Origin of the sequence: Streptomyces sp. So13.3 (genome assembly GCF_005860785.2) — a bacterium.
GTDB lineage: Bacteria > Actinomycetota > Actinomycetes > Streptomycetales > Streptomycetaceae > Actinacidiphila > Actinacidiphila fildesensis.
The window spans coordinates 7,443,448-7,462,093 of the sequence record NZ_CP048835.1; the positions used below are offsets into that span (position 1 = coordinate 7,443,448).

Here is an 18,646-nt window from a genome sequence, read left to right on the forward strand (position 1 = left end):
CTCACACGGCCCGGTGCAGCCGGTCGCCCGCCGCCAGGATCGCGGCGGCGAGTGCGTCCGCGGCGTCGGCCGCGTCCGGGGCAGAACCGCGGCGCCGGCCGTGCAGCAGGACGAACTCGACGCCGCCGAGCTCCGGCAGGCCCGCCCGGGCCGGGACGGGGGCCAGGCCCGGCGGGATGAGCCCCTGGGCGTGCACCATCACGCCGAGCCCCGCGAGGGCCGCGGCGGTCAGCCCGCTCAGGGAGCGGCTGGTGCAGGTGATCCGCCAGGCGCGGCCCTGCCGGCCGAGGACGTCCAGGGCGCGGGCCCGCGTGATGCCGGGCGGCGGATAGACGATCAGCGGCACCGGCCGGTCGGGATCCAGCCGCAGCCGCCGGCCCTCGGCGGCGATCCACACCAGCTTGTCGCGCCAGACGAGCTGCCCCGGCCCGCCCTCGCCGAGCCGCTTGGCGAGCACCAGGTCCAGATGGCCGGCCCCCAGCCGCTCGCGCAGGGTGCCGGAGAGCTCCACGGTCAGTTCGAGGTCCACCTCGGGGTGGTCACCGCGGAACCGCTCCAGGATCTCCGGCAGCCGCGGCGTCGCCAGATCCTCCGAGACGCCGAAGCGCAGCCGCCCGCGCAGCCGGGTGCCCGCGAACCAGCCGGCGGCCCGTTCGTTCGCCTCCAGGATGGTGCGGGCGAAGCCGAGCATGGCCTCGCCGTCCTCGGTCAGGCCGACGCTGTGGGTGTCGCGGGAGAAGAGCCGGCGCCCGGTGGCCTCCTCCAGCCGCCGCACCTGCTGGCTCACGGTGGACTGCCGCAGGCCCAGCCGCCGGGCGGCCTGCGTGAAGCTCAGGGTCTGCGCGACGGTCAGGAATGTCTTCAACTGCGCGGGGTCGTACACTCCGCCAGGTTATCGCGGAACGTGATAACAGTCAGAGTGGCCAGAGGGATTCCCGATCGCCATGATCAGGAGGAGGCTGGAGAGGCAACCCGCCCGCCCCGAGGGCGCGGGCCGCCCCACGAAGCAGGAGCAATGCGCCGCCCCACGTACCCCGCCTGGCTCCCGGTCGATCCGTTCATCGCGGCACTCCTCGGCACCGTCCTGCTCGCAGCGCTGCTGCCCGCCACCGGCGGCGCCGCCACCGCCGCGGGCGGCGCGACCGATGCGGCGGTGGCGCTCCTCTTCTTCCTCTACGGCGCCCGGCTGTCGACCCGCGAGGCCCTCGACGGCCTCAAGCACTGGCGCCTGCACCTGACCGTGCTCGCCTGCACCTTCGCGGTCTTCCCGCTGCTCGGACTGGCCGCCCGCGGCCTCGTTCCGTTCGCCCTGTCGCCGCAGCTGTACACCGGGCTGCTCTTCCTGTGCCTGCTTCCCTCCACCATCCAGTCGTCGATCGCCTTCACCTCCATCGCCCGTGGCAACGTGGCCGCCGCCATCTGCGCGGGCTCGTTCTCCAGCCTCATCGGCGTCTTCCTGACCCCGCTGCTGGCCGCTCTGCTGCTCGGTGGCGGTGGCGGGGTCTCGGCGGACTCGGTGCTCGACCTCGTACTGCGGCTCCTCGCGCCGTTCCTCGCCGGGCAGTTGCTGCGCCGCTGGACCACCGGCTTCCTGACCCGGCACAAGAAGGCCCTCGGCCACGTCGACCGGGGTTCGATCCTGCTGGTCGTCTACACGGCGTTCAGCGCGGGGATGGCCCAGGGCATCTGGCACCAGGTCACTCCCGTGCGGCTGCTGGAACTGCTCGTCGTGGAGGCCGTGCTCCTCGCGGTGATGCGAGCCCTGACGTCGTACGGCGCCCGCCGGCTCGGCTTCGACCGCGCGGACCGCGTCACCATCGTCTTCGCCGGATCGAAGAAGAGCCTGGCGTCGGGACTGCCGATGGCCACCGTGCTGTTCGGCGCGCAGGCGGGCCTGACGATCCTGCCGCTGATGCTCTTCCACCAGATGCAGCTGATGGTCTGCGCGGTGATCGCCAAACGCTGGGCGCGGCGGACCGCCGATCAGGTTCAGGTTCCGGTCGCCGTGACCCGTCCCCTGGAGATGTCACATTCGAGTGGGCCCGATCCGTCGTAGGAGCCCGCGCGGTCAGCGCAGGAGGTTCACGACCAGCACCGCCAGGGCCATCGCCAGGAAGAGCAGATACGCGCCCAGCGCGCGCCCCCGGTCGCCCGCCCGGAGCTGACGCGACAGCACCCAGCCGAAGATGCCCACTTCGACGGCGGCGCCCGCCACCCCGAGCGCCGGAACCCACAGGCCGATGATCACCGCGACCGTGGCGAACAGATGCAGCACACCCAGCAGGGACACGACCCACAGGAACCGCCCCTGGAGCACACCCAGCCGGGTCAGTTCATCGAGCCGGGCGAGGCCGACTCTCGCACGGAACAGCGCGACGACCGCGGAGGGGACGACCTCGCACAGCAGCAGGGCCGTCAGCACCACGCTCAGCGTGAACACCGGATCCCCTAGCGCTGGGTGCGGACGCGGGCGAGTTGTCTGGACTGGGCGACCAACCGCCCCGAGGAGTCCCACACTTCGGCGTCCTCCTCCATGTAGCCGTCCGCGAAGTTGCGCGTCGAGTGGACGATGCGCAGCCAGCCCGGGGCGGGCTTCGCCCGTACGTGCACGGTCAGTTCCAGGGTCGGGGCCCAGCCGCCGATGCCCAGGTCGAAGGTGGTCGGGGGCAGCGCGTCCGCTGCCAGAAGCAGCAGCAGCGGGTCGGGCTCGCGCCCGTCCGGCATCCGCAGCCAGCCCCGGATGACGCCCCGGCCGGACGGTGCGCCCATCGCCCAGCCGACGGTGTCCGGGTCGAGTCGCAGATCGAGCCGGCTGAGCAGCTCCGCCTGCTCGACGAAGGACGGCGGCGCCAGTTCGGCGCCGACGCACTTCTCGGGCGGCGGAAGGTTCGGGGGAGTGGCGGTAGTGCGGATGTCGCCGGCCGCGTGGCGGTCCAGATCGCCGTACGTGGCGATGGCCCGCAGCCGCTCCTCGCCGCCCTGCAGCAGCGAGACGGTGCCCGTGGAGACGGTGCGGCCGCGCCGCAGGGTCTCGGTGCGCAGTTCCGCCGGACCCGCGGTCGACGTGGAAAGGTAGTAGGCAGTGATGGAGAACGGGTCGCTGTGCCCGTCCTCCCCGCCGCCGAGTTCGGTGGCCAGGGCGCGGGCCGCGAGCGCCAGCAGCAGGCCGCCGTTGATCCCCTTGCCGATCCGCCAGCCGCCGTCGAGCTCGGCATCGAAGACGGACGGCTCCCCGGACCGCGCCACCACAGCGGTCCCGCGGTCGAATTCGTACCCCTGATCAGTCTCACGGTCTGTCACACCGCGCAGCGTACGACAGCCCTACGGTGCGGCGGGGACCGGCCGGCGCAGGGGGCGCACCCCGCCGGCCGGTCCCCGCCCGTGTGCGCGGACGGCCTCAGCTTCCGTCGGCCGCGGTCCGCAGGATGATCCGGTGCTCACCCGAGTACACGTTCATGGAGGAGCCGCGCAGGAACCCGACGAGGGTCAGCCCCGACTCGGCCGCCAGGTCCACCGCCAGCGACGACGGCGCGGAGACCGCGGCCAGCACCGGGATACCGGCCATCACCGCCTTCTGGGCCAGCTCGAAGGACGCCCGGCCGGAGACCAGCAGGATCGACTCGGAGAGCGGCAGCAGATCCTGCTGCAGGGCCCGGCCGACGAGCTTGTCGACGGCGTTGTGCCGGCCGACGTCCTCCCGGACGTCCACCATCTCCCCGTCCGCCGTGAAGAGCGCCGCCGCGTGCAGCCCCCCGGTCCGCTCGAAGACCTGCTGGGCGGCCCTGAGCCGGTCGGGGAGGACAGCCAGCAGATCCGTGCCGATACGGACCGGGGGAGTGTCGTCGATCTTCCAGAGGGCGTTGGTGCGCACGGCGTCCAGGCTGGCCTTGCCGCACAGGCCGCACGAGGACGTGGTGTAGACGTTCCGCTCCAACGTGATGTCGGGGACGGTCACGCCCTCGGCGAGCCGGACGTCGACGATGTTGTAGGTGTTCGAGCCGTCCACCGTCGCACCCGCGCAGTACACGATGTTCGCGATCTCGTCGGCCCGACCGATGACGCCCTCACTCGCCAGGAACCCCACGGCGAGTGCGAAGTCGTCGCCCGGGGTGCGCATGGTGATGGCCAGCGCCTTGCCGTTCAGCCGGATCTCCAGTGGCTCCTCCGCCACCAGGGTGTCGGCGCGGTGTCCTGCGACGCCGTCCCTGATGCGGAGTACGCGGCGGCGCTCGGTGACCCGTCCCATAGCTGATCAGTCCCGGTTCTGTACATGCTGGAAGCCGAATCGGCCCTTGATACAGAGGTTGCCATGGGTGACCGGGTTGTCGTGCGGCGAGGTCACCTTGACCATCTCGTTCTCCTGGACGTGAAGGGTCGGATTGCACCCCACCCCGCAGTAGGCGCAGATCGTCGTCGCCTCGGTCCGGGACTCCTCGTCCCAGGTGCCGGCCGCGCGCATGTCGAATTCGGTCCTGAAGGAGAGCGCCCCGGTGGAGCAGACCTCGATGCAGTTGCCGCAGTACACACAGGCCGATTCGGTGAGCGGCGCCTCGTGCTCGACCGCGATGTGGGAGTCGAAGCCGCGGCCTGCGACCGCGATCGCGAAGGAGTTCTGCCACTGCTCGCCGCACGCGTCCCGTCGAGATCGCGACCGGCGCCCAGGTGCTGCCCGGTACGACCGCCGTCCTGCCGTACGAGCGGGCGCGGCGGACCGGCGAGTCGGTGAGCGGCTGCGGCCGAGCCGGGCCGGCACATCCGGCGCCGCGGCGAGGAGTGTGCCGAGGGCCGCGAAGTGCTCCCGGCCGGAACGCTCGTCATCCCGGCCGCGCTGGGCCTCGCCGCGAGCGTCGGCTGCGACACCCCACCGTGCACCGCAGGCCGCGCGTCCCCCTGCTGGTGACCGGGGACGAGGTGGTCCGGCACGGAATCCCGCCGGCCGGCCGGGTCCGCGACGCGCTCGGCCCGCTCCTGCCCGGGCACGTCGACTGGCTCGGCGGCATCGCGGAACAGCCCACGTACCTGCCCGACGGCCGCATCCCGCGGCCGCCCGAGCACGGGGTGCTCACCGCTCCCGTCCGCCGGCGCCCGCACGAGACCCGGCTGCTGCCGGTCACCGTCGTCTCAGGCCGCGCGACCCCCGTCGGCCACGACCGCCCCGGGCTCCTCTGGGGCGCGGCCGCCGCAGACGCCCTCGCGGTTCTGCCGCCGACGGACGATGCAGGGGCCGGACGCGTCGAACTGCTCCCGCTGCCACGGTAGGTGGGGGCGGAATCGCCGAGGTGGAGAGCGTCACCGCGGGTTCCCCGCATCCACAGGATGTACTCAGTAGACTGTAGACGAAAACCAATTCGCCGGGCCCGTACGTCAGGTGCGAGCCGCTCAGGAGGGTGGGGCGATGCTGTCCACAGGACTGCCGCAGGGGGCGGTACCCAAGCTGGAACGCCCCGGCCCGCTGCGCGAGCGCGTGTACGACGCCCTGCTCGAACTCATCACCGCCCGCACCCTGCGCCCCGGCCAGCACCTCGTCGAGACCGAACTCGCCAGCCACCTCGGCGTCTCCCGGCAGCCCGTACGCGAGGCGCTGCAGCGGCTCAACACCGAGGGCTGGGTGAACCTGCGCCCCGCCCAGGGCGCCTTCGTGCACGAGCCCACCGAGGACGAGGCAGACCAACTGCTGGTCGTCCGCGCCCTCCTGGAGACCGAGGCGGCGCGGCTCGCCGCGGCCAACGCCCCGGCCAAGGGGCTCACCCGACTCGTCGAGCTGTGCGAGGAGGGCGAGCAGGCGGTGGCGGACGACGAGGTCGACGCCGTCGCCGCCGCCAACGCCGCGTTCCACGCCTACGTTATGACCCTCGCGGGCAACGCCGTACTGGCCGAGCTAGCGGCTCAGGTCGACCGCCGGGTCCGCTGGTACTACACCCCCATCGCGCGCACCCGCGGCATCCAGTCCTGGCACGAGCACCGCGAGTTGATAGACGCGATCGCCGCCCGCGACGAGGTCCGCGCCCAGCACGTCATGCGCGTCCACACCGAGCACACCCGCACCTCGTACCACCAGCGCCCCGACACGGCCTGACCCAGGAACGCGAGAGAAGACATGAGCGAGCAGCCGACCGCCGCGGGCGCCTTCGTCGCCGACGAGGACGTCAGGACGCGACTGCTGTATCTGCGCGGGAGTATCGACAATCTCGACGCGGCCCTGGTGCACCTGCTCGCCGAGCGGTTCAAGTGCACCCAGCAGGTGGGCGAGCTGAAGGCCGCCCACGACCTGCCGCCGGCCGACCCGGCCCGCGAGGCCGCCCAGATCGCCCGGCTGCGCAAGCTGGCCGAGGACGCCCGGCTGGACCCGGCCTTCGCCGAGAAGATGCTGAACTTCATCATCGGCGAGGTCGTGCGCCACCACAAAGTGATCGCCGGCCGCTCCGCCGAGAGCGACGGGACCACCGAGGTCTGACCGGTCGCTCCTGGACATTCCCCGCTGCTCCCCGTCCCGGAAATCGTCCGAAAGTACGAGGCCGGAACGGGACAAACCGTCCAGGCTGGGCTTTCGACGCCGACCGGACGGAGATGACCACATGCTGGGGTACCAGGCAGTCGCGGCGGCCCCCCGCCGGGCCAGGGGGCGGCACCGGGCACGCACCGTCCCCTTGGGCGGGCGCCGGAACCGGCAGGCGGGCGGCGTCTACGGCACCATCCTGGCCAGCGCGCTGCTGATCGTCATGGACACCCGGCTCGACCCGCACCCGGTCGACGACGCCCTGTGGATCGTCATGACCGCGCTGGCGGCAGCGGCCATGCACGCCCATGTGCACAGCGTGGGAACACCGGGCCGTCCGCCCCGCCGGGTCCTCTACGACCTGGTCACCGGGCTGGCGGGGGAGTGGCCCCTGCTCGCGTCCGTCCTGCCCACGGCCGCGCTGCTGCTGCTCGCCGCCGGCACACCGCTGACCGCGTACACGGCGGTGTACGCAGCGCTCGTGGTGAACGCCGCGATGCTGCTGGGCTGGGGTGTGCTGACCGGCCGCCGCGGCGGCCGGAGCTGGCCTGCCGCCTTCCTGGCGGGCACCGGCGAGGTCGCGATCGGAGTGGGGATCATCGCGGTCACCGCGGCCGTGAAATGACCACCACCGAACACTCCGCTGACCAGCTGCCCGCTGTGGAACAGCCCGTTGTTGGAGGCGTTGTCGTTCTCCCCGAAGTAGTCCGGGGTCAGCGCCGCGAACACCGGGTAGAACGCCCCGCCGCCGAAGCCCGACAGGAAGGCGAAGACCAGGAAGAGCCACTCGCTGTGCGTGTTCCCGGACCAGATCACGCCGAACTGCGGGGGAGCGCGCCGCCGAGTACATCAAGGCGCACGTGACGAAGCCGGTCGGCGGCTACGTCGCCGGCTTCACGGCGCCCGAGGGCAGGACCATGGGCCACGCCGGCGCCATCGTCTCCGGTTCGTCGGGCACCGCCCAGGCGAAGAAAGAGGCCCTGGAGGCCGCAGGTGTCCAGGTCGGCAGGACCCCGTCGGAAACGGCGCGGCTCGTCCGCGGCCTGCTCGGATGAACCGCATCGACGGCCTGCTGTCGCGCAGAGCCGCCCTCGGTGTGGCGCTCACCCCACTTGACCCGAAGTCGAAGCTTCCCAGAACCCGGGTCGCTATCGTCGCGTGCATGGACGCCCGCCTGGGCGTCGGGACGATGTTCGGACTGCGGCCTGGCGACGCCCATGTCATCCGCAATGCGGGCGGATGCGTCAATGACGACACCCTCCACTCGCTGCGCTTGAGCCAGACTGTAGGCGGGACCAGTGAAATCCTGCTGGCGCACCACGAGGACTGTGCGGCTCTCGGTGATCCCGCCGATGATCTACGGGCGTGTCTGATCCGGCTCCGTGACAACCAAGAGCTGCCCCATACCGATGTGGTGCGCGGCTTCGTCTACACGCGCGGTGGTGCTCTGCGCGAGATCCGCCCCGAACGAGCGGAGAACTGATGACCCTCATCCTCAAGCCCGGCACGGCTTGGTCCGACGCCTGGCGGCGTTGCGTCGAGGTCGCCCCGGAGGCCTTCCACGACGATCGCGTACTCAACTACTGGAACGGCCGCTGGCAGGCGGACGGCCGGCTGCTGCCGACCACCTCGCCCGTCGACGGTTCTCCCCTCGCCGCCCTCCCCCGGTTGGACGCGGCCAGCGCCCATCTGGCGGTACGGGCGTCGCTCGATCAGCACCGGGCGTGGCGGGAGGTGCCGCTCGCCGACCGCAAGGCGCGGGTGAGCGCCACCCTGGACGCGCTCACCGAGCACCGTGAACTCCTCGCGCTGCTGCTCGTCTGGGAGATCGGCAAGCCCTGGCGGCTCGCCCAGGCGGACGTGGACCGGGCCATCGACGGCGTGCGCTGGTACGTCGGCGAGATCGACCGGATGGTCGAGGGCCGGACCCCGCTGCCCGGGCCGGTCAGCAACATCGCCAGCTGGAACTACCCGATGAGCGTCCTGGTCCACGCGATGCTGGTGCAGGCGCTGGCCGGCAACGCCGTCATCGCCAAGACCCCCACCGACGGTGGTCTCGCCTGTCTCACCCTCGCCACCGCGCTGGCCGCCCGCGAGGGCCTGCCCGTCACGCTGGTCAGCGGCAGTGGCGGCGAGCTGTCCGAGGCGCTGGTCAGGGCCCCGGAGATCGGCTGTGTCTCCTTCGTCGGCGGCCGCGACGCGGGCGGCCGGGTCGCCGCCTCCGTCGCCGACCTCGGCAAGCGGCACATCCTGGAGCAGGAGGGCCTCAACGCCTGGGGTGTGTGGAACTACACCGACTGGCCCACCCTGACCGGGCACATCCGCAAGACCTTCGACTACGCCAAGCAGCGCTGCACCGCCTACCCGCGGTTCGTCGTGCAGCGCGAGACGTTCGACCAGTTCCTGACCGCGTACCTGCCGGGCGTCCAGGCCGTCACCTTCGGCCACCCGCTGGCCGTCGAGCACCCCGACGACGACCTGCCCGAGCTGGACTTCGGGCCGCTGATCAACGCGGCCAAGGCCAAGGAACTCGGCGACCTCGTCTCCGAGGCCATCAGCCGCGGCGCGGTCCCGCTGCACCACGGCTCCCTCGCCGAGGGCCGCTTCCTGCCCGGTCAGGACACCTCCGCGTACCTGCCGCCGGTCACCCTGCTCAACCCGCCCTCGACCTCTCCGCTGCACCACGCGGAACCGTTCGGCCCGGTCGACACCCTCGTCCTGGTCGACACCGAGGCCGAGCTGCTGGCCGCGATGAACGCCAGCAACGGCGCGCTCGTGGCGACCCTGGCCACCGACGACCAGGGCGCCTTCGACCGGCTCGCCCCGCAGATCAGGGCGTTCAAGGTCGGTCACAGCAAGCCGCGTTCGCGCGGTGACCGCGAAGAGCTCTTCGGCGGCTTCGGCGCCTCCTGGCGCGGTGCCTTCGTCGGCGGCGAACTGCTGGTCCGCGCCGTCACCGAGGGGGCGGCCGACGAGCGGCTGCCCGGCAACTTCCCGGACTACCGGCTGCAGCCCAGCTGATCCCCGGCCGTTCCCGGTGGTGACGGCGAGTGCCGTCACCACCGGGGCAGGTCACCCGATGCCCTGGTGGTCGGCGAGCAGCGCGAACTCACGGTCCGCGGCGTCCGGCACCTCACGCTCCACGGACTGCTCCACCAGCGCGCGATGCCGCTCCAGCGGCCTGCGCCGGTCCGGCGGCGCGAGCAGCAGCAGATCGTCGAGACCGGCCAGCAGCCGCCGGGTGACCTGCGGGCTGGTGGTCGCGCACAGCCGGATCTCGGTGAACCCCAGATCCACCAGATCACCCCAGGACGGCAGGTCCTGCACCAGCCGGACCGTCCCCGAACGGTCGGTGTGGTGCACCGCGCCCAGCGGCCGGTCCGCCACCGCCGCCAGGAACTGCACGATCCGGTCCAGACACTGCACGGCCGTCGTCGGATCGTTGATGGCCGACGACAGCGCCCGCAGCCCGATGTCCGCCAGCTGCCGCAGCCCGAACCCCAGATCCTGGTGGAACGTTCGCTCCACCCCCACCGACACCGCGGACCGCAGCAGCCGCACCGGCAGCCTGCCCTCGCTCGGGCCGTGCACCGTCAGCAGCGGCGTCCCCGGCACCACGAAGTCCCCGATCCGCGGTACCAGCCGCAGCACCGTCCCGCCCCGCCGCGCGATCCGCGACAGCCGCGCGATGTTCACGTCCCGCAGCACTCCCGCCCGCCCCCGGTGCGTGATCACCGAGACCTCCGCCGGCAGCGGCAGCGCCCCCTCGGGGGACCGCAGCGGATACGCCCCCAGCACCCGGAACGACTCCCGGGTGATCCGGTCGATCACATAGCTGACCCGCATCAGCCGGATCGTGGCGTTCACATACGCCACGAACAGCCCCAGGCTGATCAGCACCAGCAGCACCGCCGTCAACAGCGTGAACACCGGCACACTGGTGACGAGCTTCGGATCCTTCTCCCCGTCGTACGCCGCTTGGCCCGCCAGCGAGAACAGGAACGTCGCGAGGAAGACCGCGAACGTTCCCTTGGTGATCCGGCTGCGCACATACAGCCGCACCACCCGCGGCGAGAACTGGCTGCTCGCCATCTGCAGCGCGACCAGCGAGATGCTGAAGACGACACCGATGAACGTCAGCATCGCCGAGCCCACCGTCGTCACGACCGACTTCGCGTCCTCCGCGATCTTGATCAACGACGTGACCGATTCGTAGTCGCCCTCGTCCTGCAGCGTCCCGATCAGCCAGGCGTCCAGCTCCCCGACCGCACCCGCCAGCACCAGCGCCCCGACCAACCCCACGGCGGGCGCGAACCAGAACGTGTCCCGCAGATGCTCCCGTAGCGGCGACAGCGCCCGTGGCCTGCGACTCTCACGGTGCGTAACCGTAGGTGACATATCGCTCACACCCGGACCCTACGTCCTCCCACCCCCCGAACCCGGGACCCCACCCACCCCCGCGCACGGCCCCCGGCACGGCGCCCAGGACGGCGTCTTATGCAGGTGAGAAGCACTCCGATTCCTTGGTATCGTTGTCCATGTCGCCGCGGGATACCTCGGCACACACCCTGTCCGGGTGGCGGAATGGCAGACGCGCTAGCTTGAGGTGCTAGTGCCCTTTATCGGGCGTGGGGGTTCAAGTCCCCCCTCGGACACTTTTTGGAGTCCTCACAGTGTCGACCGATCTTCGGTCGGCACTGTTTGCGTTGGTGGCGCTTGCTCGGGTCGGCCCGAGCCGCCGCCCGACGAGTCGCTCGCCGCCGGTAAATCCGCTGGTCAGGGCGGTGGCCGGCCCGGCACAATCGCCGTTATGGCCCGTACCCCGCACGATTCCGGTTCCCTCGCCGACGCCCTGCTCACGGCGCTGGACCCGCTGCCCTACCCGGCACGCATGCGCGTGCTCGCCCAGCGCGCACGGGACGCCGCCGCGCGCGGTGATCTGGCTGTGCTGCTGCGGGAGCTGTCGGGCCGCGGCACCTACGAACGGCGGCTGGCCGCCGCCGCGGCGGCCGTCGGACGTGACGTCGGTTATCTGCGGGACAGGATCGCGGATCCGGACGCGATGGTGCGCGGGTACGCGGTCAAGGCCGTCCAGCGCGGAGACATCCCTGATGACGCAGTCATCGACGCGCTCGACGACGCTCCCGCCGCCGTACGCCGGCAGGTGGTTCGCGCGATCGTCGGCGGGCGGCGCTCCGCGCTCGCCGACCGGCTGATCGATCCCTACCGGACGTGCTGGGGCGACGAGGAGGCGGCCCGGCTGCTGGGCGGCTGCGGTACGCCGACCGTCGTACGGCTGCTGCCGGAACTGTCCCACGCCGTCAGGGGATGGACGCTGCTGGGCCTGCGGCACCCCGTGGCGGTGCTGGACGAGGCGGGACGCCAGCTCGAAGCGCTGCCGGAGACGATGCGCGACGCCTGGTGGGAAGGGCGGGTGGCGGGTGTGGCGGCGGCCGTGACGGCGGAGCCGGAACGGGTACTCGAGCTGCTGGAGCGGCTGTGTCCCGGGCCGCCCCCGGCCCGGATCCTGGACCGGATCGACGATCTCGTGTCGGCGGCGCCCGGCCGTACCCTGCGGTACCTGCTGGCCCCCGAACGTGCCGACGCGCTGCGGCGGCGGGGCCTGAACCGTTCCACCCTGCACCGCCTCGTACGCCTGGACCCGCCCGAACTGGCCGATCTCGGCCGGGCCATGAGCCAGGACCACGCGGCTCTCGCCAAGCTGCTCAAGGCGCAGCCGCCGTCCCGCCGCAACGCCCTGTTCGATGCCTGGACCAGCGGGCAGGACATGAGCCGGGCGGTCCTGAACCCGGTGCTGCTGGATGTCCTTCCGCGGGCGCGCCGCGAGTCCGAGGCGCGCCGGATGGCCGCTCAGGCGCGCGAGCGCGGCGAGTTCTGGACGACGGTGCTGACCGCGGTCTCCTACCTGCCGGTCGGGGAGGCGGTCGCGGAACTGACCGCCGCGACCCGCCGGTCCGAGGCGGAGGGCCGGGCTCAGGCCTGGCCGCTGCTGGTGCGCAACGCGGCGCGTTCCGGCGAGCCCGCGCGTGTCACCGAACTGCTGGGCAGCCTGGAACGACTGCGCAACGAACAGGACCCGGTACGGTCCGCCGCCCTCGAAGCGCTCGCCCAGACGCATCCCCGCCTCTTCACGGACGACAACACGAGCGTCCTCGAGCGCATCGCCACCGACGCGATCGAGGCGCGCGACTCGTCCTGGCGCACCCATCACGCCCTGCGCACGCTCGCCGTCGGTCTGCTGCGCGAACATGCCGTCAGCGGGGAGCGGCGGCTGGTCGGCTGGTCCCTGGGCACTCTGGAACGGCTCCACGGGCACACCGGTGGCGTTGATCTGGGCCGACTGGACCAGGGGCTGCGCCGTGGCCAGGAACAGGAGGTGTTCGCGGCGCTGCGGCCGTGGCTGGAGGCGGGCGCCGAGAAGGCGGACCACGCGCTGACGTTCGCCCTTACCCGCTCGCTGGGCCGCCGCGCCCACGCCATGTCACAGCTGCGCGAACTGCTGTGGCAGGCGATCCAGTTCGGCGACAACGCGACCGTGCAGGAAGCCATCGGTTACTGGCTCGAGGGCTCGCCGGCCAGGGACGACGAGGTGGCCGTGATTCTCGCGCTCGAACCGTCGGCGGCTGTGCTGGGGCCCGTCCTCACCGTACTGACCGAGCACCGTACCGATCTGCTCGACGCCGTCCTGGGCGACACTCCGCCCTACGGGCGCTTCCTGGTCGAGGGTGCCCGATGGATGCCGTGGATCGACAGCTCGGTGAATCGTTGGCTGCCCCGCCACCAGGCCGCCGCGGCGCGGCTGCTGGCCCGGCGAGCGGGTGATGCCTCCCTGCCGATGCACGAGCGCACCGCGGCGATCGCCCAGGCCGCCGTCATCCCGGAGCTCGGCGCCGGCCTGGTCCGTCGCTTCACCGGGTCCTCCAGCGTTCCGCTCGCCGAAGCCGCGCTCGGCGCGCTGGTGTGGACGGACCGGCCGGGGGAGGCACTGCCGGAGCTGCTTGCCCACGTCGGGGGCGACCGTGCCCGGGTGGCCGCCTACGCGGCGACCCGCGCGACGCTGTACGTCGAGCCGTCCCGGCTGCACGCGCACCTGCGCGCCGTGCTGCTGCCCGAGGACGCCGCCTCCACGAAGGTGACGAGCCGCAAAGAGGCGGCCAGGCTGGCCGCCACCCGGCTTCCCCTGGCGGCCGCGGCCGACCTGCTCGCCGACACCTGCCGACGGGCCGGGCAGCACCATGACGTGCGGGCCGCGTGCGTGGCCTTCGCGACGGGGCTGCTCGGCTGCGAACCGGCCTGGGAACTGCTGGAGGCGGCGGCGACCGGAGGGCCGGAAGTGCGGCAGGCCGTGCTGCGCACCCAGCCGCTCGACATCGCGGACCGGCACCGCGGGCGCTACGCGCGACTTGTCACAGCCGTGTGCGAAAGCGCTGATCCGGAAACCGCCCTGCGGGCGTTCGGAGCACTTCCGCGGTGGGCCCCCTGGGCGCCCGACGCGGCAGAGGTCCTGGTGTCCGCTGTCACCGACCTCGACAACCGGGAGACCTGGAGTGCGGCGGCCGGGGCGCTGGTCGTCCTGGCGATCTCCGAATCGGCCGGCTCGGAGCAGGGCGGTCCGCTGGCCCGCGCTCTGACGTCGCTGGTGGCCGCCGCGGCTCTGCCGGACGAGCCGGACGCCGCCCCCGACCGTGACCGGCCGGCCCGGCGCCGGGTGAGGGCCCTCGTCGAACAGCTCGCCGTCCACGCCCGGATGGCGGCGGGCGCCACCCGGCCCGTCGCCAAGGCGGCAGGCGAGCTCCTCGCCGGGTTCGACGCGTTCGTACCCGACGCGGTCCACATCCTGGTGAGCGCCGTGGATCTGGACGCCGAACCGGCGGTGCTCACGGCGGCCCTCGTCCGGCTGGTGCCGCTGAACGAGGGCCGGCCCGCGCTCGCCGTACGGACCGCCCAGATCCTGCGCGGACGGCTGAAGACCGCGGGGCAGCCGGGCACCCCGGACGGCCTGCTGCACGCGGCCCGCCGGCTGTCCACGGAGGACGGTTGTCTCGCGGGGCTGCTCGCCGTCGCCCTCACCGAGGTGGGGGGCAGACGCACCCAGTGGCCGGAGTCCTGGCGCGAGCAGCTGCGGCTGCTGCGCCGCCACCCGCACCCGGACGTCCGTGACGAGGCGCTGCTGCTGGCGACGGCACCCGAATAGGGCCGGGCGCGACGAACGCGCCCGGCCGGGGCTTGATCAGGGCTGTGCGGGTGCCGTGGTGGCGACCACTGCGAAGGCGGCGCCCTGCGGGTCTTGCACGACTGCCATCCGGCCGACCTTGTCCATGTCGAAGGGGGGCGCCATCACCGAGCCGCCGGCGCGGACCAGGGCGTCGACCGTGCTGTCGACGTCGTCCACGGAGAAGTTCACCAGCCAGTGCGGCGGGACGCCTTCCGGCATGTTCTCCATGCCCTGCATGCCGCCGATGGTGCGGCCCTTGACCTGGAAGCCGGTGAACTCCGGCATGTCCGGCATGGGGCCGGCCACCAGTCCCAGCGCCGCCTCGTAGAAGGTGCCGGCGGCCTTCGGGTCGGGGGTGGCGAGCTGGTTCCAGACCAGGGCGCCGGGTTCGTTGACGATCTGCGCGCCGGGGAACTCCTTCGGCTGCCAGACGCCGAAGACCGCGCCCTGCGGGTCCACCGCGACCAGCATCCGGCCGGTGTCGCCGACGTCCATGGCGGGGGCCATCACCGTGCCGCCGTTCGCGCTGATCGCGGCCTGCGTGGCGTCGGCGTCGGCGGTGGAGAAGTAGCTGGTCCAGTTGGGTGGCGGTGCGGGCTCGTCGCCCATCGACATCGCCTTCATGATCCCGGCGACCGGCTTGCCCTTCAGCGTGCAGACCGAGTAGCCGCCGAACTCCTCGGCGCCGACCTCGCCCTGCCAGCCGAAGAGGTCCCGGTAGAAGTCCAGGGCTGCCTGCTGGTCCGGGACCATCAGGTCGATCCAGCACGGTGTTCCGGGTTCGTACGGAGCGGTGACTTCGGACATCTGACGTCTCCCAGCGGTGGTCCGCCGCGGGCGGCGCCCGGGCGGGTCTGTATCCCCGCTGACCACCTTCCTCGCGGTCCGCCGATACCGCCATCGGGCGCGCGGCGGCCGCTCGGTGATTTTCCCGCCGCCGGTGATGCTCCGGGCCCGGCAAGGTGCCGCGGGTCAGTACCGCGTGCCCGTGGCGGCCGGGAGGGCGTCCAATTCGGCGAGGTCGGCGGGGGAGAGGGTGAGGTCGGCGGCGCCCGCGTTGTCGGTGAGGTACTTCGGGGTCTTGGTGCCGGGGATGGGGACGACGTAGCGGCCCTGCGCGAGGACCCAGGCGAGGGCGACCTGGGCGGGGGTGGAGCCGGTGCGCCCGGCGATGGCGCGGACCGTGCCGACCATGGCGAGATTGGTGCGCAGCGCCTCCTGCTGGAAGCGGGGGAGGTTGCGGCGCATGTCGTCGGCCGGCAGGTCGTCGTACGAGCTGAAGCGGCCGGCGAGGAAACCGCGGCCCAGCGGGGAGAACGGCAGGAAGGCGATGCCCTCGCGTTCGCAGTGCGGCAGGACGTCCGCCAGCGCGTCACGGGTCCACAGCGACAGCTCGGACTGGACGGAGCCGACCGGGTGGACGGCGTGGGCCCGCCCGATCTCCTCGACCGAGGCCTCGGACAGGCCGATCCTGCGGGCCTTTCCCGCGGCCACCACCTCCGCGAGCGCGCCCCAGGTCTCCTCGACCGGGACCTCGGCGTCGATGCGGTGCAGCTGGTAGAGGTCGACGTGGTCGGTGCCCAGCCGGCGCAGGCTCGCGTCGATCGACGCCTTGATGTGCTCCGGGCGGCCGTTCTGGCCGTAGACGGGCCGTCCCTCGTCCGAGCCGGTCAGCACCAGGCCCACCTTGGTGGCCAGTACGGCCCGCTCCCGGTAGGGCCCCGCGAGCGCGCGGCCGACCAACTCCTCGTTGGTGTAGGGGCCATAGGCGTCTGCGGTGTCGATCAGCGTCACACCCAGGTCGAGGGCGCGCCGGATGACGTCGACGGACACGGTGTCGTCACGGCCGCTCGGGTCGTAGGCATGGGTCATGCCCATGCAGCCGAGTCCTATGACGCCGACTTCGGGACCCTTGGTGCCGAGGGTGGTGGTGCGCATGGGTGCTGCTCCTTCGGACGGCAGCGGAGTCGGCCGGTCGCGGGACGACGGACCGCGGAACCGACCCGCTGCGTGATCGGCGACGATCATCACCTTGCCGTATGACAGTGCGCCCGGTCTCATGGATATTCCGGCCGGCCGCCCACTGCGGCGACCGCCGCCGCGCCCGTACGGCAGCCCGCGGCTGCGGATTCAGCCAGGTCGGCGCCGGTGAGCCGGGCCGCCAGGAAGCCGCCGGCGAAGGCGTCGCCGGCGCCCGTGGTGTCGACGGCGTCGGCCGCGACCCCGGGCACGCGGGCGGTGACCTTTCCCCGTTCGGCGACCAGCGCACCCGCGCCGCCGAGTTTCACCACCGCCACTCCATGGACGGCGCTCAACTGCTGGGCGGCGCGCACCGGATCGGGGTCACCGGTCAGCAACCGGGCCTCCGCGAGATTCGGCAGCAGCAGGTCGGCGCCCGCGATGGCGTCCAGGAAAGGGCGGACCCCGAGCTGCTGGATGAAACCGGTGGAGGCGGGGTCCACGCTCACCGGGATGTTCCGGGCGCGGGCCGCGGCCATGGCCAGCGCGGTGAGTTCCCGGCCCGGCCCGTTGAAGAACAGATAGCCGGAAAGGTGCAGCCGGCCGGCGCCGTCGAGCAGCGCCGCGTCCCAGTCCTCCGGGCCGAGCCGCACGCTCGCGCCGCTGTCGGTGACCAGGGTGCGCTCCGCCGCCGCGTCGACCAGCGCGATCACGACGGCGGTCGGCAGCGACGGGTCGACGCGCAGATGGGGCTGTACCCCGCAGCGCCGCAGTACGTCCCGGTGCCAGTCGGCGGAATCCGCCCCGGCGCGAGCCAGCAGCCGCACGTCGGCCCCGGAACGGGCGGCCCAGGAAGCGGTGTTGGCGCCGGACCCGCCGGGTCGGACCGCGATCCTGGCGGAGGTGTCGGTGTCGGGCGCGAGGGGTTTGTCGTGCAGGGCCACGATGTCGGTGACGACGTCACCGATGACCACCAGAGATGTCCCGGCCTCGGCGGCCGTCATATGTGCCGCGACCAGTCCGCGGCGATCGCGGAGGCGAGCCGGACATTGCCCCGCACCGCCGCCAGATTCGCCTCCAGGGAGGCGCCGCCGGTGTGTTCGGCGAAGTACGCGAGCAGAAACGGCGTGATGGCCTGCCCGGTGACCCCCGCCGCGCGAGCCGCCTCATGGGCGTCGACCAGGACCCGGTCGTGCAGCGCGGGATCGAGCTGCTCCGCCTCGGGGACGCGATTGGCCACGATCAGCGCGGCGCCAGGACCGCCCAGCGCGTCCTGGGCGCGCATCACGGCGGCGACCTCGGACGGTTCCTGCAGCGTCCAGTCCAGTGGCTCACCGGAACTCGTCAGGTAGAAGCCGGGGAAGGTAGCGGTACGGAAGCCGAGGACGCCGACGCCCAGCGTCTCCAGCCGCTGCAGGGTGGCCGGCACGTCCAGTATCGACTTCACGCCCGCGCAGACGACCGTGATGCGGGTACGGGCGAGCAGCCTGAGGTCCGCGGACTCGTCCTGATGGCTGACCCAGTCGCGGTGCACCCCACCGAGACCGCCGGTGGCGAAGACCCGGATCCCGGCACGGGCGGCCAGGAACGCCGTGCCGGAGACCGTCGTCGCGCCGCCGGCACCGGTGGCGAGCGCCGGCGCGAGGTCCCGGAAGCCGAGTTTGCGCAGGCCCTGGTCGCTCGCGACCCGCTCCAGCTGATCCTTGCCGAGCCCGATGTGCGCCGTCCCGTCGAGCACGGCGACGGTCGCCGGGACGGCGCCCGCGGCACGGACGATGTCCTCCAGTTCCACGGCCACCCGGAGGTTGCGGGGCCGGGGGAGACCGTGGGCGATGATCGTCGATTCGAGGGCCACCACCGGCGTGCGCCGGTCGAGGGCGTCCCGCACTTCGTCGGAGAGCGCAAGGGACAGCGAGGAGGGAACGACTGTACGAGGGTCCATCTCTCATTCCTGT

The 18,646-nt window shown here is 72.6% G+C and carries 18 protein-coding genes, 1 tRNA gene and 3 pseudogenes; 11 read left to right on the forward strand and 11 right to left on the reverse strand.

Translation table 11 applies throughout. The features are described 5' to 3' along the window. Position 1 precedes the first annotated feature (1 nt). Complete coding sequence (locus tag C8250_RS33330) at positions 2–883, reverse strand: LysR substrate-binding domain-containing protein (RefSeq protein ID WP_138355722.1); 882 nt, start codon at positions 881–883, stop codon at positions 2–4. A gap of 132 nt (positions 884–1,015) precedes the next feature. Between C8250_RS33330 and C8250_RS33335 the strand changes: the two genes are divergently transcribed. Continuing rightward, positions 1,016–2,056, forward strand: coding sequence for a bile acid:sodium symporter family protein (locus C8250_RS33335; protein WP_138355723.1), 1,041 nt, complete (start codon positions 1,016–1,018; stop codon positions 2,054–2,056). A gap of 12 nt (positions 2,057–2,068) precedes the next feature. Here the strand turns inward: C8250_RS33335 and C8250_RS33340 are convergent, their stop codons facing one another. From C8250_RS33340 to C8250_RS33355, 4 genes and pseudogenes are all read right to left on the reverse strand, one after another. Next, the gene (locus tag C8250_RS33340) at positions 2,069–2,440 is read right to left on the reverse strand and encodes a DoxX family protein (protein ID WP_138355724.1); all 372 of its coding nucleotides are present in this window, start codon (positions 2,438–2,440) and stop codon (positions 2,069–2,071) included. An 8-nt stretch (positions 2,441–2,448) separates the two neighbouring features. After that, on the reverse strand, positions 2,449–3,300 hold the full coding sequence (locus C8250_RS33345; RefSeq protein WP_138355725.1) for a thioesterase family protein: 852 nt from the start codon (positions 3,298–3,300) through the stop codon (positions 2,449–2,451). 97 nt (positions 3,301–3,397) lie between these two features. Then, positions 3,398–4,246, reverse strand: coding sequence for a formate dehydrogenase accessory sulfurtransferase FdhD (gene fdhD, locus C8250_RS33350; protein ID WP_138355726.1), 849 nt, complete (start codon positions 4,244–4,246; stop codon positions 3,398–3,400). A gap of 6 nt (positions 4,247–4,252) precedes the next feature. Continuing rightward, a pseudogene (locus C8250_RS33355) lies at positions 4,253–4,636 on the reverse strand (4Fe-4S binding protein); the annotation flags it as partial. 117 nt (positions 4,637–4,753) lie between these two features. On the opposite strand from C8250_RS33355, the gene C8250_RS43865 reads away from it, so the two are divergent. From C8250_RS43865 to C8250_RS33375, 5 genes are all read left to right on the forward strand, one after another. After that, entirely contained in the window at positions 4,754–4,900 is a 147-nt protein-coding gene (locus C8250_RS43865) for a hypothetical protein (RefSeq protein ID WP_244809891.1), read from the forward strand. Continuing rightward, positions 4,867–5,259 carry a hypothetical protein gene (locus C8250_RS43870; protein WP_244809510.1) on the forward strand — a complete coding sequence of 131 codons (393 nt, stop codon included), beginning with the start codon at positions 4,867–4,869 and terminating at the stop codon, positions 5,257–5,259. The genes C8250_RS43865 and C8250_RS43870 overlap by 34 nt, the downstream gene beginning before the upstream one ends. 136 nt (positions 5,260–5,395) lie before the next feature. After that, on the forward strand, positions 5,396–6,076 hold the full coding sequence (locus C8250_RS33365) for a GntR family transcriptional regulator (RefSeq protein ID WP_138355727.1): 681 nt from the start codon (positions 5,396–5,398) through the stop codon (positions 6,074–6,076). A 21-nt stretch (positions 6,077–6,097) separates the two neighbouring features. Continuing rightward, on the forward strand, positions 6,098–6,454 hold the full coding sequence (locus C8250_RS33370) for a chorismate mutase (RefSeq protein WP_138355728.1): 357 nt from the start codon (positions 6,098–6,100) through the stop codon (positions 6,452–6,454). 121 nt (positions 6,455–6,575) lie between these two features. After that, positions 6,576–7,121, forward strand: a complete 546-nt coding sequence (locus tag C8250_RS33375) for a hypothetical protein (RefSeq protein WP_138355729.1) — start codon at positions 6,576–6,578, stop codon at positions 7,119–7,121. On the opposite strand, the pseudogene C8250_RS43875 reads toward C8250_RS33375, so the two are convergent. Continuing rightward, positions 7,121–7,321, reverse strand: a pseudogene (locus tag C8250_RS43875) (MFS transporter); the annotation flags it as partial. The gene C8250_RS33375 and the pseudogene C8250_RS43875 overlap by 1 nt on opposite strands. A 5-nt stretch (positions 7,322–7,326) precedes the next feature. Between C8250_RS43875 and C8250_RS33380 the strand changes: the two are divergent. From C8250_RS33380 to C8250_RS33390, 3 genes and pseudogenes are all read left to right on the forward strand, one after another. Next, positions 7,327–7,551 (forward strand): annotated as a pseudogene (locus C8250_RS33380) (succinate--CoA ligase subunit alpha); the annotation flags it as partial. Then, the gene (locus tag C8250_RS33385) at positions 7,548–7,979 is read left to right on the forward strand and encodes a carbonic anhydrase (protein WP_138355730.1); all 432 of its coding nucleotides are present in this window, start codon (positions 7,548–7,550) and stop codon (positions 7,977–7,979) included. The pseudogene C8250_RS33380 and the gene C8250_RS33385, both read left to right, overlap by 4 nt. Further along, positions 7,979–9,517 carry an aldehyde dehydrogenase family protein gene (locus C8250_RS33390; protein ID WP_138355731.1) on the forward strand — a complete coding sequence of 513 codons (1,539 nt, stop codon included), beginning with the start codon at positions 7,979–7,981 and terminating at the stop codon, positions 9,515–9,517. Before C8250_RS33385 ends, C8250_RS33390 begins: the two co-directional genes overlap by 1 nt. A 51-nt stretch (positions 9,518–9,568) precedes the next feature. On the opposite strand, the gene C8250_RS33395 is transcribed toward C8250_RS33390, so the two are convergent. Continuing rightward, positions 9,569–10,894, reverse strand: coding sequence for a DUF2254 domain-containing protein (locus C8250_RS33395; protein ID WP_138355732.1), 1,326 nt, complete (start codon positions 10,892–10,894; stop codon positions 9,569–9,571). Positions 10,895–11,066: 172 nt separating this feature from the next. Here C8250_RS33395 and C8250_RS33400 point away from each other — a divergent pair. After that, positions 11,067–11,151: transfer RNA gene (locus tag C8250_RS33400), tRNA-Leu, on the forward strand. Between the two features lie 155 nt (positions 11,152–11,306). Further along, positions 11,307–14,711: a hypothetical protein gene (locus tag C8250_RS33405; protein ID WP_138355733.1), complete on the forward strand. Its 3,405-nt coding sequence runs from the start codon at positions 11,307–11,309 to the stop codon at positions 14,709–14,711. Positions 14,712–14,747: 36 nt separating this feature from the next. On the opposite strand, the gene C8250_RS33410 is transcribed toward C8250_RS33405, so the two are convergent. The 4 genes from C8250_RS33410 to C8250_RS33425 form a co-directional block, all read right to left on the reverse strand. Further along, the gene (locus C8250_RS33410) at positions 14,748–15,539 is read right to left on the reverse strand and encodes a VOC family protein (protein WP_138355734.1); all 792 of its coding nucleotides are present in this window, start codon (positions 15,537–15,539) and stop codon (positions 14,748–14,750) included. A gap of 165 nt (positions 15,540–15,704) precedes the next feature. Beyond that, positions 15,705–16,670, reverse strand: a complete 966-nt coding sequence (locus tag C8250_RS33415) for an aldo/keto reductase (RefSeq protein ID WP_138355735.1) — start codon at positions 16,668–16,670, stop codon at positions 15,705–15,707. A 119-nt stretch (positions 16,671–16,789) separates the two neighbouring features. Continuing rightward, positions 16,790–17,695, reverse strand: a complete 906-nt coding sequence (locus C8250_RS33420; protein ID WP_138355736.1) for a PfkB family carbohydrate kinase — start codon at positions 17,693–17,695, stop codon at positions 16,790–16,792. Next, positions 17,692–18,633 carry a pseudouridine-5'-phosphate glycosidase gene (locus C8250_RS33425; protein WP_187145069.1) on the reverse strand — a complete coding sequence of 314 codons (942 nt, stop codon included), beginning with the start codon at positions 18,631–18,633 and terminating at the stop codon, positions 17,692–17,694. Before C8250_RS33425 ends, C8250_RS33420 begins: the two co-directional genes overlap by 4 nt. Positions 18,634–18,646 lie beyond the last annotated feature (13 nt).

Bases quoted from the DNA above. Each gene is read 5' to 3' on its own strand.
- C8250_RS33335 (WP_138355723.1), top strand. From the start codon at position 1,016: ATGCGCCGCCCCACGTACCCCGCCTGGCTCCCGGTCGATCCGTTCATC.
- fdhD (WP_138355726.1), bottom strand. From the start codon at position 4,246: ATGGGACGGGTCACCGAGCGCCGCCGCGTACTCCGCATCAGGGACGGC.
- C8250_RS33365 (WP_138355727.1), top strand. From the start codon at position 5,396: ATGCTGTCCACAGGACTGCCGCAGGGGGCGGTACCCAAGCTGGAACGC.
- C8250_RS33370 (WP_138355728.1), top strand. From the start codon at position 6,098: ATGAGCGAGCAGCCGACCGCCGCGGGCGCCTTCGTCGCCGACGAGGAC.
- C8250_RS33375 (WP_138355729.1), top strand. From the start codon at position 6,576: ATGCTGGGGTACCAGGCAGTCGCGGCGGCCCCCCGCCGGGCCAGGGGG.
- C8250_RS33385 (WP_138355730.1), top strand. From the start codon at position 7,548: ATGAACCGCATCGACGGCCTGCTGTCGCGCAGAGCCGCCCTCGGTGTG.
- C8250_RS33390 (WP_138355731.1), top strand. From the start codon at position 7,979: ATGACCCTCATCCTCAAGCCCGGCACGGCTTGGTCCGACGCCTGGCGG.
- C8250_RS33395 (WP_138355732.1), bottom strand. From the start codon at position 10,894: ATGTCACCTACGGTTACGCACCGTGAGAGTCGCAGGCCACGGGCGCTG.
- C8250_RS33405 (WP_138355733.1), top strand. From the start codon at position 11,307: ATGGCCCGTACCCCGCACGATTCCGGTTCCCTCGCCGACGCCCTGCTC.
- C8250_RS33410 (WP_138355734.1), bottom strand. From the start codon at position 15,539: ATGTCCGAAGTCACCGCTCCGTACGAACCCGGAACACCGTGCTGGATC.
- C8250_RS33415 (WP_138355735.1), bottom strand. From the start codon at position 16,670: ATGCGCACCACCACCCTCGGCACCAAGGGTCCCGAAGTCGGCGTCATA.
- C8250_RS33420 (WP_138355736.1), bottom strand. From the start codon at position 17,695: ATGACGGCCGCCGAGGCCGGGACATCTCTGGTGGTCATCGGTGACGTC.
- C8250_RS33425 (WP_187145069.1), bottom strand. From the start codon at position 18,633: ATGGACCCTCGTACAGTCGTTCCCTCCTCGCTGTCCCTTGCGCTCTCC.